Below are 14,067 nucleotides of genomic sequence, written 5' to 3'. Positions count from 1 at the left end.
TTTAGGGATCGAAACAACTTGGCAGCTTTATCTCGTGCTGATCCTGAACCTTTGCTGAACCATCGCGAACCAGCGGGCGATGATCTTCGGGAATTCAGCTTGCTTACCAACATGGCGATTTTTTGCGCCAGGGGAGCATGCCGTCAACGGCTCTGGTGGGTGAATGTGAGACGTCGGGCTCGTCGCGGCATCGCGATGTCGCACTCATGAAACACGTCGCAGACTCCCCCAAAGCGAAACACGTCATGCTTTGCCTATCCGATCTTGTCCTGAGGCCCCGCGATATGCGCTCCTAAAAAATGTGGAGGCAACCTGAGGGGTGGAATGATTAAAAGGCGCTATCTGTTCCATGCCACCTGTCGACTTTATGTGCAAGCGGCGAATGCCGTGCCCGATCGTCCGGTCTTTCGACCGTGAGCGTATGCTGCTATGCAGATATCGATAACCATCGATGCGACCGGACCTGAAATATGACGATGCACACCAAGACCGATACCTCTTTTGCCAACCACATGCCCGAAGTGGTGGCGATCCGTCACCACCTTCACCGCACCCCGGAAATCGGACTATCAGAGTTCAAGACGTCAGATTTCGTGGCGTTGAAACTGGAGGAGATGGGGTATGAGGTGACCCGTGGTCTGGCCGGAACGGGCATCGTCGCGACGTTGAAACATGGTGACGGCCAACGTTCCCTGGGCATTCGTGCCGATATCGACGCGCTTCCCATTCATGAAGAAACTGGCGTGGAATATGTCAGCCAAAATCCCGGTGTCATGCATGCCTGCGGCCACGACGGACACACAGCGATGTTGCTGGGAGCGGCCAAAATCATTGCCCAGCGGCGCCATTTCGATGGTACGCTGCATCTGATTTTTCAGCCCGCGGAAGAAAATTTCGGCGGTGCTCGCATCATGATCGAGGATGGCCTGTTCGAGCGCTTTCCCTGCGATGCCGTGTTTGCGCTCCATAATGACCCCAGCCTGCCCTTTGGGCATTTCGTGTTGCGCGACGGGCCGATCATGGCGGCGGTCGATGAGTGTAAGATCACCGTCAACGGCTATGGTGGCCACGGCGCGGAGCCGCAAAGCGCTCTCGACCCCATCGTCGCCGGAGCAAGCATCATCATGGCATTGCAGACCATTGTGTCGCGTAACATTCACCCGATCACGCCGACAGTGGTGACGGTGGGTGCATTTCATGCCGGAATCGCGAGTAATGTCATTCCAGAAAAGGCAGAGATGTTGTTGACCATCCGCTCGTTTGACCCGCAGGCGCGTGACGAGCTCGAAAAGCGCATCCGATTGATCGCAGAGGGGCAAGCCGCCAGCTACGGAATGAGTGTCACGCTTGATTATCAGCGTGGATACAATCCGACCGTCAACCACAAACGCGAAGCCGATTATATTGCGGATCTCGCGACGCGCTTTGCAGGGTCGGACAAGGTCGTAGAGATGCCGCGTCCAACCATGGGAGCGGAGGATTTTGCTTATATGCTGGAAGAGCGACCCGGCGCTTATTTCTTTCTCGGATCCAAGCGCACGGAAAACGACCCGCCGCTGCATCACCCGAAATACGATTTCAACGACGACATATTGCCAATCGGCACGGCCTTCTGGGTGGAACTTGCCGAGGATTTTCTAAAGGCAAGGTAGACGCAAAAGAAAAAGGCTTCCGGATGGAAGCCTTTTTATCGGTTCTATTGGGAGGTGTCAGGGTACCAGACCGAAGATAACCGCCGCGACAAAGGCAAAGCACAATCCAACAATGGCGGTGTGGAGTGCAGCTTGCCAGCCGATCGGCTGTGCAGACGATGGCGTAAAATCTCTGATTTTTCCAGACTTGGAATAAGACATCGCATCCTCCCTCGTTGACGTTGACCGGATGATCCGGCCTTGTTGTTTCTGACCATGAGAATATCGCTATTCCCCAGTCTTTCTGTAGAGATAAAATTCTATAACTGGGTCTCATCGGAGAAAATACAGATCGCGACTTGCCTCCCAACACGCATCGATCTACCCAATCTGTTGATAGCAACGCGCAACGTCACTTCCGGTTCAACACTCAATTAACGTTTGGACGCATTGACTGATATCGATGTCATCATCATCGGAGCGGGGGCCATTGGCCTTTCGACAGCACGACATCTGGCACAGGCTGGCATGTCGGTCATCGTGCTGGAAAAGGAAGGCGCCTTCGGCACGCATACCTCGTCGCGCAACAGCGAGGTCATCCATGCCGGTCTCTATTATCCGAAAGACAGCCTGAAAGCGCGACTATGCGTCGAGGGCAGGCCGAAGCTCTATGCTTTCTGCGAAAGCCACGGGGTAGCGCATAGCCGCTGCGGCAAGCTGATCGTGGCAAGCAATAGAACAGAAATTGTCACTCTCGAGGACCTGCATCATCGTGGAAATGTCAATGGCTGCGACGACCTCAGATTGATCGGCAGCGAGGAGGCACGCAACATCGAGCCCGTCCTTTCCTGCGAAGCGGCTCTGCTATCGCCCTCTACCGGTATCATCGACAGTCATGGCTACATGCTGGCCCTTCTTGGTGACGCGGAAGACGCTGGTACTTCGGTCGCATATCGCGCGCCGTTCCTGCGCGCCGAGCACACAAGCTATGGCTTCAAGGTCTTCGTGGGTGGTGAAGAGCCGATGCAACTGGCCTGCCGAAGCCTCATCAATTCGGCGGGCCTCTTCGCCCCGCAGGTAGCACGGCAAATAGATGGGCTTTCAGAAGCGCACATTCCGGTGGCGCGGTTTGCCAAGGGTTCCTACTTTTCGCTTTCCGGCAAATGCCCCTTTTCGCATCTGATCTATCCCGCGCCACATGCGCATGGTCTGGGTGTTCATCTGACGCTCGATCTGGGCGGACAGGCCCGGTTCGGACCTGACATCGAATGGATCGATGCGATCGATTACACCGTCGATCCCCAACGGTCGAACGGATTTAACGAAGCGATCAAGCGCTATTGGCCAGGATTGCCGGATGACGCGTTGTCGCCGTCCTATAGCGGTATCAGACCGAAAATTTCAGGACCGGACGATCCTGCCATGGATTTCCGCATCGATGGGCCGGAGATTCACGGCATCAAAGGTCTCATCAACCTGTTTGGCATCGAAAGTCCGGGTCTGACGGCTTCGCTCGCCATCGCCGAAGAGTTATTCCGTCGTCTCGACTGATCACGCGAAACGCGACAATGCCGACGCCATGATGGCTGGGTCGACATTGCCTCCGGATGCAACAGCAATCACAGTTTCGGTCTTCAGTTCCGCGCCGTGGAAAAGGGCTGCAGCCAGCGCTACAGCGCCGCCGGGTTCGACGACAACCTTCAGCCGCAAAAAGGCCAGCACCATGGCTCGCAACGCCTCATCCTCTGTGACGGCAATGCCGCTGCCGCAGTGGCTCTTCATGATGGGAAACGTAATGTTGCCGGGCTGAGGCGTAATGATCGCATCGCAGATGGAGCCGGACAATGCGTCGTTCCGCTCGATTTTGCCCGAGGCCAGTGAGCGGGCGACGTCATCGAAATTTTCCGGCTCACACGGTCTGACGGCGTATCGAGGTGCCCTGGCTTCCAAAGCCAGCGCAATGCCGGATGTCAGCCCGCCGCCACCGCAGGGTACGAGAATGTCGGCCTCAGCGATCCCGTATTCGGCGCCTTGTTCGGCAATTTCGAGGCCGACTGTTGCCTGACCGGCGATCACCAATGGTTCGTCATATGGCTTGATGAGGGTTAGGTTGCGCTCTTGCGCGAGCGCTGCGCCAATGGCGTCGCGGTCTTCGTTCGCGCGATCGTATAAAACCACTTCGGCACCAAAGGCCTTCGTGTTTTCGATTTTGATCTTCGGTGCGTCATGCGGCATGACGATGACGGAGGGGACGCCGTGCAAGGTGGCCGCAAGCGCTACGCCCTGTGCATGGTTGCCGGACGAAAAGGCGATGACGCCGCGCTGGCGCGTCTCTGGCGCAAGGCCTGATACGGCTGACCAGCCACCGCGGAATTTAAAAGACCCTGTCCGTTGCAGGCATTCGGCTTTCACGACGATTTTTCGACCGGCGATCTCGTCCAGAAAGGGAGATGAGAGCAAGGGTGTGCGGATTGCATGTGCGCCGATACGCTGACGCGCTGCCTCGATCATCGAAATATCTGTCATGCCATTCCTGCTTACTGACGTTTTTGCAAGATCAGCATAAGCAGAAATCCCCATCAGGAAAGAGGCAAAATCCCCGGACTGTGCCGGGGATTGTTTTTCTGTAAATCGTTTTAAGCCAGCGTGTAGGCGGTTTTCACGGTGGTGAAAAACTCGCTTGCATAGCGACCCTGTTCGCGCGGACCGAAGGAAGACGCCTTGCGACCGCCGAACGGTACGTGGAAATCCACACCCGCGGTCGGAAGATTGACCATGACCATACCGGCTTCGGCATTGCGCTTGAAGTGGGTCGCATGCTTCAGGCTCGTGGTCGCGATGCCGGACGAAAGGCCGAACGGCGTGTCGTTGGCAGCTGCCAGCGCCTCGTCGTAGTTCTTGACGCGGATGACGGCAACGACAGGTCCGAAGATTTCTTCCTGCGAAATGCGCATGCTGTTGGTGGCTTCGGTGAACAGAGCAGGCTGAAGGAAGAAGCCCGGCGTGTCACGCGTGAGGACGTCGCCGCCGAACGCAAGCTTTGCGCCTTCCTGCTTGCCGATCTCGATGTAATCGGTGTCCTGCTTCAGCTGCTTTTCATCAACGACGGGGCCGACATGGGTATTTTTATCCAGCGCGTTGCCAACATTGATTTTCGCCAGACGCTCTGCCAACGCTGCCACGAATTTGTCGTGGATGCCTTCTGTGACGATAAGGCGGGACGATGCGGTGCAGCGCTGTCCGGTGGAATAGAAACCGGAATTGGCGGCGGCTTCGACGGCAACATCGAGGTCGGCATCATCGAGAACCACAAAGGGGTTCTTGCCGCCCATTTCCAGCTGGAATTTGCGGTTGAACGGCAAAGAGGAGGCCGCGACGCGCTGGCCGGTACCGGTGGAGCCGGTAAAGGTGATGCCCGCCAGATGCGGGCTGTCGAGCATGGCCTGACCGACAACTGAGCCGCGACCCATGACGAGGTTCAAAACGCCCTTCGGCAGACCGGCGCGGTGCAGAATGTCAACAATGGCCCAGGCGCAACCCGGGACCAATTCGGCAGGCTTGAAGACAATGGTGTTGCCGTAGCAAAGCGCCGGGGCGATCTTCCAGGCGGGAATGGCGATCGGGAAATTCCACGGCGTGATGATACCGATGACGCCCAGCGGCTCGCGGGTGATTTCGACGCCGATGTTCGGACGCGCCGAGGGAATGATTTCTCCAGCCAGACGCAGCGCTTCACCGGCGAAAAAGTCGAAAATCTGGGCGGCGCGGATGGTCTCGCCGATGCCCTCTGCCAGAACCTTGCCCTCTTCACGTGCCAAAAGCGCGCCGAGCTCTTCCTTGCGAGCAAGAATTTCGTCGGCGGTCTTTTTCAGGATCGCGTGGCGTTCCAGAATACCGGAGCGTGACCATGCCGGAAACGCCGCCTTGGCCGCAGCAATGGCTTGCTTGGCGTCTTCTGCGCTTGCCTGCGCGTAAAGACCGACGATCTCATCGGTGTCGGACGGATTGATGTTTTTCTAAGGCTCGGCTCGATCCACTCTCCGCCGATAAGGTTTTGATGGATGCTCATGAACATGCTCCCTTTCACGCTGAAGCAGCTGGTATCCACACCACTTCGTTCTTTACGAACGACGTTTCAGTCACCGCTAGACGGGCGGCGCACCAGAATTCACGGCCGCTGTTCTCGCACTAATCGTATGTCGTATGATCTCTTGACGAAGGCAAGCATATGGCAGCATCGTCAAATAATGTCCATCGATATCGCCTTGTGGCGAGCCTTGCCGCAACAATGGACGTTGGGGCGTGCGCAGAAAAATTGTGTTTGTCATACAGGCTGGCAAGTCGGTACGATGGCCGTGTAAATTGGTAACGGGAGAAAGAGTTTGGCTAGTAGAGAGATTGTCGATGCGACCTTGATTTTGCCTGAGGACCATGACCGTGCGGTTCTGATCGGCCGTGTCTGGTCGCAGTCGGATGGTGGCCCATGCCCGGTGCTCTATAAGGGCGGTGTGCTCTACGATCTATCGAAATTGGCGCCGACCGTCTCCGAGCTCCTCGAAAAGCCTGATCTGATTATCGCACTGTCGTCCGTGATGGAGTTCCCAGCTCTTGGCACCCTTGATGCGTTTCTGGATGGCACCGCCGGTGAACTGCTTGCCCCCAACGATCTTCAGGCCGTAAAAGCTGCCGGCGTAACGTTTGCCGATAGCATGTTGGAACGTGTCATCGAAGAGCAGGCTAAGGGCGATCCGCTGCGGGCGCAGGATATCCGCCAAAAGCTTGTCCCCGTTCTGGGCGATAATCTGAAAGGGGTAGAGGCGGGCTCTGACAAGGCCGCCGAGGTCAAGTCACTGCTCCAGGAAATGGGGCTGTGGTCGCAATATCTCGAAGTCGGTATCGGCCCGGATGCGGAGATATTTTCCAAGGCGCAACCCATGTCATCGGTCGGCTGCGGCGCGCTGATCGGTGTTCATCCGAAATCGCAATGGAACAATCCTGAGCCGGAGGTGGTGCTTGCGGTGACTTCGGATGGTCGCATCGTTGGTGCCGCCCTTGGTAATGACGTCAATCTGCGCGATTTCGAGGGGCGATCCGCGCTGTTGTTGAGCAAGGCCAAGGACAACAATGCCTCCTGTGCAATAGGCCCGTTCATTCGCCTGTTCGATGAAAGCTTTACCCTTGAGGACATCAAGAGTGCCGAGATTTCTCTTGCTGTCGAGGGTGATGATGACTTCACCATGATCGGCGTCAGCGCCATGCGGGCCATCAGTCGCTCACCGGAAAATCTGGTCTCGCAGCTTTTGAACAGCGACCATCAATATCCCGATGGTGCGGTGTTCTTTCTGGGAACGATGTTTGCGCCGGTCAAGGATCGCCACGGACCGGGCCTTGGCTTTACCCACGCCAAGGGAGACCGTGTGGAGATTTCGTCACCGAGGTTGGGCAAGCTCATCAACTGGGTGGCCAGCACATCGGAGTGCCCACCATGGACATTTGGTACGGTGGCGCTGATGCGCAATCTGGCAAAGCGCGGATTGCTCTGATTTTGTAGGATCTGACGTATGAAACACCCGGCGACCGAGACGTTGCCGGGTGTTTCTTGTGGTGGCAAAAGTGCCCTTACGCTGCCTCCGCCTTATTCTGTCTGTTTTCGATGAGGTCGTCGACGACGGCGGGATCGGCCAGGGTAGAGGTGTCGCCGAGCGCTCCGAAGTCGTCTTCCGCGATCTTGCGCAGGATGCGGCGCATGATCTTGCCCGAGCGGGTCTTGGGCAGGCCCGGCGAGAACTGGATCTTGTCAGGCGTGGCGACAGGACCGATTTCATTGCGGACATGCTTGACCAGTTCGGCGCGCAGCGCATCATCACCGGTCTGTCCCGCCATCAGCGTGACGTAGCAGTAGATGCCCTGTCCCTTGATGGCATGCGGATAGCCGACGACGGCGGCTTCCGAGACGAGGTTGTGGGATACGAGCGCCGATTCCACCTCCGCTGTGCCCAGCCGATGGCCGGAAACGTTCAGTACGTCATCGACACGACCGGTAATCCAGTAATAACCGTCTTCGTCGCGACGGCAGCCATCGCCGGTGAAGTATTTGCCCTTGTAGGTCGAGAAGTAGGTCTCGATGAAGCGCTGGTGATCGCCATAGACCGAGCGCGATTGTCCCGGCCAGCTGTCGGCGATGCAGAGGTTTCCGTCTGCGGGGCCCTCCAGGACCTTGCCTTCGGCATCGACCAGTTGCGGCTGAACGCCGAAGAAAGGGCGGGTGGCCGAACCGGGTTTCAGGTCCGTCGCACCCGGCAGCGGCGTGATCAGAATACCGCCGGTTTCCGTCTGCCACCAGGTATCGACGATCGGGCTCTTATCCTCGCCCACCACATGGTAATACCATTCCCATGCTTCCGGGTTGATCGGCTCTCCCACGGTGCCGAGAAGACGCAGGCTTGAGCGCGAGGAGCGTTTGACGAAGTCGTCTCCTGCCCCCATCAGCGAGCGAAGTGCGGTCGGTGCCGTGTAGAAAATGTTGACCTGATGCTTGTCGATAACTTCCCAGAAGCGGCCCTGATCGGGAAAGTTCGGCACACCCTCGAACATCACGGTCGTCGCGCAATTGGCGAGCGGCCCGTAGACGATATAGGAATGGCCCGTCACCCAGCCGACATCGGCGGTGCACCAGTAGATATCGCCATCATGGTAGTCGAACACATATTCGTGCGTCATCGACACATAGACCAGATAACCGCCTGTCGTGTGCAGCACGCCCTTTGGCTTTCCGGTGGAGCCTGAGGTGTAGAGAATGAACAGCGGGTCTTCCGCTTTCATCTTCGCCGGTTCGCAATGGGCTTTGACGCTGGCGACTTCCTGATGGTACCAGAGGTCGCGCTCGGGTGACCAGTTGGTCTTGCCGCCGGTGCGGCGCACGACCAGTAACTTATCGACCTTCACATCCTGCCTCGCAGCGATCTCCACGGCCTTGTCGGTGTTCTCCTTGAGCGGAATGGGCTTGCCGCCGCGCACGCCTTCGTCGCAGGTGATGACGAAGGTGGACTGGCAATCGACGATGCGGCCAGCCAGCGCATCCGGCGAGAAACCACCGAAGACGACGGAATGGACAGCACCGATGCGGGCGCAGGCGAGCATCGCATAGGTCGCTTCCGGCACCATCGGCATGTAGATGGTGACGCGATCGCCCTTCTTGACACCGTGTTTCTTCATCACATTGGCCAGACGACACACCGCATCGTAGAGCTGGTTATAGGTGATCTTCTTGTCAATGTAGGGATTGTCGCCTTCCCAGATGATCGCGGTGCGCTCGCCATGGGTCTTCAGGTGACGGTCGATGCAATTATACGAGACGTTCGTCAGCCCGTCCTCGAACCACTTAATTGGCACCTTGCCCTTAAAAGAGGTGTTCTTGACCTTGGTATAGGGCTTGAACCAGTCGATCCGCTTGCCATGCTTGCCCCAGAATTTTTCAGGATCCTCCACGCTTTCACCATACCATTTCAGATAACGGTCATTGTCGATCAGCGTGTGCTTCCTTGCAGATTTCAGGACCGGGTAGACTTTGGCAGACATGAATTCCTCCTCAGGCCGATTCGTCTTTATGATGACTGGAAACTCCATTTTCCAGTCATGTGCAGAATTCATAGCAGTTCATGGACATCCGGCAATTAGACAAAGGTCATTTCTTGCGCAAAGAATTGCAATTCTGATGCAATCCGGCTATAGACCGGTCATATCCCGGAAATGAGTGGTTTAACATCCACGTCCCGCGCCCCCGGAGCGGACGGACAGAAGGACTGTATCTATGGCTCAAACATTGCTCATGCCCAAAGCGACGGCCGTCTGGCTGGTGGATAATACCGCATTGTCGTTCGAGCAGATCGCGACATTTTGCAAACTGCATCCGTTGGAAGTCAAGGCTATCGCCGACGGTGAAGCCGCGCAGGGCATCAAGGGTCTTGACCCTATCTCGACCGGACAGCTTTCGCGTGACGAAATCGAACGCGCGGTTGCCAATCCCAACCACAAGATCAAGCTCTCCGAGCCGAAGGTCCGTGTTCCCGAATCCAAGCGTCGTGGGCCGCGCTACACGCCGGTCTCGAAGCGTCAGGATCGCCCGAACGCCATCTTGTGGCTGGTGCGCAATCACGCCGAATTGAAGGACGCGCAGATTTCGCGCCTCGTCGGTACGACCAAGTCGACCATCGAACAGATTCGTGATCGCAGCCATTGGAATTCTGCTAACCTGACGCCGATGGACCCGGTCACGCTGGGTCTATGCAGTCAGATCGACCTCGACCTCGAAGTCGAGCGCGCATCGCGTGGCCGCCCATTGCCAACAGCTGCGGAGCTTGACGCTACCTTGCAGCCAGCAGCAGCAACGGAAGGTCTCGGCTACAAATATGAGCGTGAAGACGAGAAAGAAAAAGAAATCGACGCCAACGCCGTGTTTGCCAAGCTCAGCTCGCTTAAGTCTACCCGTAAGGATGACGACGAAGACGACACTTACTGATCGCTCGTCTTAGAGCGTTTCTTTGTTAAATGGAAACAGTTCTGTTGGTTCAAACGGGATCGACTGCTTGTCCGGATGGCGCGTGGCGTAGCCTTAGCATACGGCCAAGCCGTCTGGGCAGGCAGATGGCCCGTTTCAACCAACCCGGAGGGCCGGGCATATTTCCGTCAGGACAAAGGCGATCGGCTCGACCGTACCTTAGGGTATGCCCTTCGCCAATCGCCTTTGTCCTGACGAAAATCTGCTCCGGCAGAACGTTTCCATTTAACAAGGAAACGCTCTAAAACCAGAATAGACGAAGCCCCGGAGCGATCCGGGGCTCTTTTCGTTTCAGAGGATAGATTTATTCGCCATAGGCGATCAACAAATCCTTGGCATCGATCTGATCGCCGGGCTTGACCAGAACTTCGGCAACCTTGCCATCGCGCTCGGCATGAAGCGCAGTTTCCATCTTCATGGCTTCGATAGACACAAGCACATCGCCTGCCTTCACGTCCTGCCCCTGATTGGCGAAGACGCGGGAGATGACGCCCGGCATCGGCGCACCAACATGGGCGGTATTGCCGGGTTCCGCTTTTCGACGGACTGCCGCGCTGGAAGCGCCCTGTGCCCGGTTCGGCACCTTGATGCGCCGTGGCTGGCCGTTGATCTCGAAGAAAACCGTGACCATGCCCTTGTCATCAGTGCCGGATGATGCCTGATTGACGATGACGAGCGTCTTCCCACGCTCGATATCAGCAAACAGTTCCTCGCCATCCTCCATTCCGTAGAAGTAGGCGTGGGTTGGTAAAACAGAGACTGGGCCGTAGGTCTCCGCGGCCAACGCGAAGTCGGTGAAAACCTTCGGATACATCAGGTACGAGGCAAACTCGAAATCGTCGACGGAGCGCTCCAATTTCGTTTCGATCTCCTTGCGCTCTGCGTTGAGATCGGCATCTTCAAGAAGCGAACCGGGACGAACCGTATAGGGTTGATCGCCCTTCAGGGCCTTTTTCTGCAATGCCTGAGGCCAACCACCGGGTGACTGGCCAAGATCGCCCTTCAACATGGAAACGACCGAATCAGGGAAAGAAACCTCCTTGTCGGGGTTCTCGACATCCGCAACCTTGAGGTCCTGAGAGACCATCATCAGCGCCATGTCGCCAACAACCTTTGAGGACGGCGTTACCTTGACGATATCACCGAACATCTGGTTGACGTCGGCATAGGTCTGCGCGACCTCGTGCCAGCGGCTCTCGAGACCCAGAGAACGGGCCTGTTCCTTGAGATTGGTGAACTGGCCACCCGGCATTTCATGCAGGTAGACCTCGGATGCCGGTCCCTTCAGATCGCTTTCAAAGGCCGCATATTGCCCGCGCACCGCTTCCCAATAAAACGAGATGCGACGAATCCATTCCGTATCGAGGCCTGTGTCGCGCTCGGTTCCCTTCAAGGCTTCAACGATAGAGCCGAGGCAGGGCTGAGAGGTGTTGCCGGACAGCGCATCCATGGCCGCATCCACGGCGTCCACACCGGCATCGACAGCCGCCAGAACCGTTGCGGCAGAAATGCCTGACGTATCATGCGTATGGAAGTGGATCGGCAGACTGGTCGCTTCACGCAAGGCCTTGAACAGGACCGTTGCGGCGGCCGGCTTCAGCAACCCGGCCATGTCCTTCACGGCGATGATGTGGGCGCCTGCCTTTTCCAGTTCGGCGGCGAGACCGGTATAATATTTGAGGTCGTATTTCGGACGCGCGGAATTGAGGAGATCGCCTGTGTAGCAGATCGTCGCTTCACACAGCTTGTTCTCTTCCGCGATCGCATCCATCGACACGCGCATGTTCTCGACCCAATTGAGGCAGTCGAAGACGCGGAACAGATCGACGCCGCCCTTTGCCGCCTGGCGTACGAAATATTTGACGACATTGTCCGGGTAGTTCTTGTAGCCGACGCCGTTTGCCCCGCGCAGAAGCATTTGCAACAACAGGTTCGGCGCGCCTTCCCGGATAAGGTTCAGCCGCTCCCATGGGTCTTCGGTGAGGAAGCGCATCGACACGTCGAAGGTCGCGCCACCCCAGCATTCCAGCGACAGAAGCTGTGGCAAGGCCTTGGCATAGACGCTGGCGACACGGGCGATATCATGGGTGCGGACCCGGGTGGCCAGCAGCGACTGGTGACCATCCCGCATGGTCGTATCCGTTACCAGAACGCGCTTTTCATTGCGCATCCACTCGGCAAAACCCTTGGGGCCCAAAGTATCGAGACGCTGCTTGGTGCCATCAGGTGTCGGTTTGTCGATATATGGAACAACCGGTGCAGGTGCGTTGACGGCTGGTTTAACGCGGCCTTTCGTTTCGGGATGTCCGTTGACAGTCACGTCTGCCAGATACGTCAAAAGCTTCGTCGCGCGGTCCTGCCGCTTGACCTGCTCGAACAGTTCAGGCGTCGAATCGATGAAGCGGGTCGTATAGGTATTTTCGACAAAGCTCGGATGGCTGATGATGGCTTCCAGGAAGGTGAGGTTTGTCGCCACGCCTCGAATACGGAATTCGCGAAGCGCACGATGCATACGCGCGATGGCTTCGTTCGGCTGGGGAGCCCAGGCTGTAACCTTCACCAGCAAGGGGTCGTAATAGCGCGTGATGATCGCGCCCGAATAGGACGTGCCGCCGTCCAGACGAATGCCGAAACCCGACGCCGAACGGTAAGCGGTGATGCGACCGTAATCAGGAATGAAATTATGCTCAGGGTCTTCCGTCGTGATCCGGCACTGAAGCGCATGACCGTTAAGGCGGATGTCCTTTTGCGCTGGCACACCCGACTCAGGCGTACCGATAGTTTCGCCTTCGAGAATGTGGATCTGTGCTTTGACGATATCAATACCGGTGACGACTTCGGTCACCGTATGCTCGACCTGGATGCGCGGATTGACCTCGATGAAGTAGAACTTGCCGGTATCGGCATCCATAAGGTATTCGATCGTTCCAGCACCGACATAATTTGTGGCACCAGCGATCTTCAGCGAATAATTCGCCAGTTCCTGACGGCGCTCGTCTGAAAGATAAGGCGCCGGTGCACGCTCGACCACCTTCTGGTTTCTGCGCTGGATGGAGCAGTCACGCTCAAACAGATGGACGACATTGCCATGCGTATCGCCCAGAATCTGGCTTTCGACGTGGCGCGCGCGCTCGAGAAGTTTTTCAAGATAGACTTCGTCCTTGCCGAATGCCGCTTTCGCTTCACGCTTGGCTTCGGTCACTTCGCGGGCAAGGTCCTCCTTTTTTCTGATAGCGCGCATGCCGCGACCGCCCCCGCCCCAGGACGCCTTGAGCATCACCGGGTAGCCAATCTCCTCGGCCATCCGCTCCACTTCTGCGATGTCATCCGGTAGAGGTTCGGTTGCCGGAACAACGGGTACACCGACGGAAATCGCCAGATTACGCGCGGCTACCTTGTTCCCGAGCCTGCGCATCGTGTCGGCGGTCGGGCCGATGAAGATAATGCCCGCTTCGTTGCAGGCCTCAACGAATTCAGGGCTTTCGGACAAGAGACCGTAGCCGGGATGGATGGCGTCAGCGCCTGAAAGCTTTGCAACCCGGATGACTTCGTCGATTGACAGATAGCTTTCGATTGGTCCCATATCCTTGGCCAGATGTGGGCCACGGCCAACTTGGTAACTTTCATCCGCCTTGAACCGATGCAGCGAAAGCTTGTCCTCTTCTGCCCAGATAGCGACCGTTTTGATGCCCAGTTCGTTGGCAGCACGGAATACGCGGATCGCAATCTCTGAACGATTGGCGACAAGGATTTTCGATATTTTCAAGACGGCCTCCCAAACCTCGCAAGCAAATGTGTTTGCTGCACCGCGAAATTAAGCAGTAATTGTCACGGTTGGAAAGGGCGTTTTTATCATAGTTCGTACGGATTGCGTGTCGG

Annotated in this window: 8 protein-coding genes and 1 pseudogene; 4 read left to right on the top strand and 5 right to left on the bottom strand. The window is 57.0% G+C overall.

Annotated elements, in window-relative coordinates; translation table 11 throughout:
* Positions 1 to 470: 470 nt before the first annotated feature.
* The gene (locus GGQ73_RS11465) at positions 471 to 1,652 is read left to right on the top strand and encodes a M20 aminoacylase family protein (RefSeq protein ID WP_234910947.1); all 1,182 of its coding nucleotides are present in this window, start codon (positions 471 to 473) and stop codon (positions 1,650 to 1,652) included.
* A gap of 57 nt (positions 1,653 to 1,709) precedes the next feature.
* On the opposite strand, the gene GGQ73_RS11460 is transcribed toward GGQ73_RS11465, so the two are convergent.
* Entirely contained in the window at positions 1,710 to 1,853 is a 144-nt protein-coding gene (locus GGQ73_RS11460; protein ID WP_174154299.1) for a hypothetical protein, read from the bottom strand.
* Positions 1,854 to 2,081: 228 nt separating this feature from the next.
* Here GGQ73_RS11460 and GGQ73_RS11455 point away from each other — a divergent pair, with 228 nt between their 5' ends.
* Entirely contained in the window at positions 2,082 to 3,182 is a 1,101-nt protein-coding gene (locus GGQ73_RS11455; protein WP_183896360.1) for an NAD(P)/FAD-dependent oxidoreductase, read from the top strand.
* On the opposite strand, the gene GGQ73_RS11450 is transcribed toward GGQ73_RS11455, so the two are convergent.
* Positions 3,183 to 4,157, bottom strand: a complete 975-nt coding sequence (locus tag GGQ73_RS11450) for a threonine ammonia-lyase (protein ID WP_183896358.1) — start codon at positions 4,155 to 4,157, stop codon at positions 3,183 to 3,185. It abuts the gene before it with no gap.
* A 110-nt stretch (positions 4,158 to 4,267) separates the two neighbouring features.
* A pseudogene (locus GGQ73_RS11445) lies at positions 4,268 to 5,700 on the bottom strand (aldehyde dehydrogenase family protein).
* A 313-nt stretch (positions 5,701 to 6,013) separates the two neighbouring features.
* Between GGQ73_RS11445 and GGQ73_RS11440 the strand changes: the two are divergent.
* On the top strand, positions 6,014 to 7,174 hold the full coding sequence (locus GGQ73_RS11440; RefSeq protein ID WP_183896356.1) for a fumarylacetoacetate hydrolase family protein: 1,161 nt from the start codon (positions 6,014 to 6,016) through the stop codon (positions 7,172 to 7,174).
* Between the two features lie 76 nt (positions 7,175 to 7,250).
* On the opposite strand, the gene acs is transcribed toward GGQ73_RS11440, so the two are convergent.
* Entirely contained in the window at positions 7,251 to 9,209 is a 1,959-nt protein-coding gene (acs, locus tag GGQ73_RS11435; protein ID WP_183896355.1) for an acetate--CoA ligase, read from the bottom strand.
* Between the two features lie 232 nt (positions 9,210 to 9,441).
* Between acs and GGQ73_RS11430 the strand changes: the two genes are divergently transcribed.
* Positions 9,442 to 10,149 (top strand): DUF1013 domain-containing protein, encoded by a 708-nt coding sequence (locus tag GGQ73_RS11430; RefSeq protein ID WP_174154294.1) that lies wholly within the window; start codon positions 9,442 to 9,444, stop codon positions 10,147 to 10,149.
* A gap of 343 nt (positions 10,150 to 10,492) precedes the next feature.
* On the opposite strand, the gene pyc is transcribed toward GGQ73_RS11430, so the two are convergent.
* Positions 10,493 to 13,954, bottom strand: a complete 3,462-nt coding sequence (pyc, locus tag GGQ73_RS11425; protein ID WP_183896354.1) for a pyruvate carboxylase — start codon at positions 13,952 to 13,954, stop codon at positions 10,493 to 10,495.
* Positions 13,955 to 14,067 lie beyond the last annotated feature (113 nt).

The organism is Rhizobium skierniewicense, from assembly GCF_014196515.1.
Lineage (GTDB): Bacteria > Pseudomonadota > Alphaproteobacteria > Rhizobiales > Rhizobiaceae > Agrobacterium > Agrobacterium skierniewicense.
The sequence above is the reverse complement of the archived record's forward strand: the minus strand, read 5'-3'. Positions and strand labels throughout refer to the sequence as shown.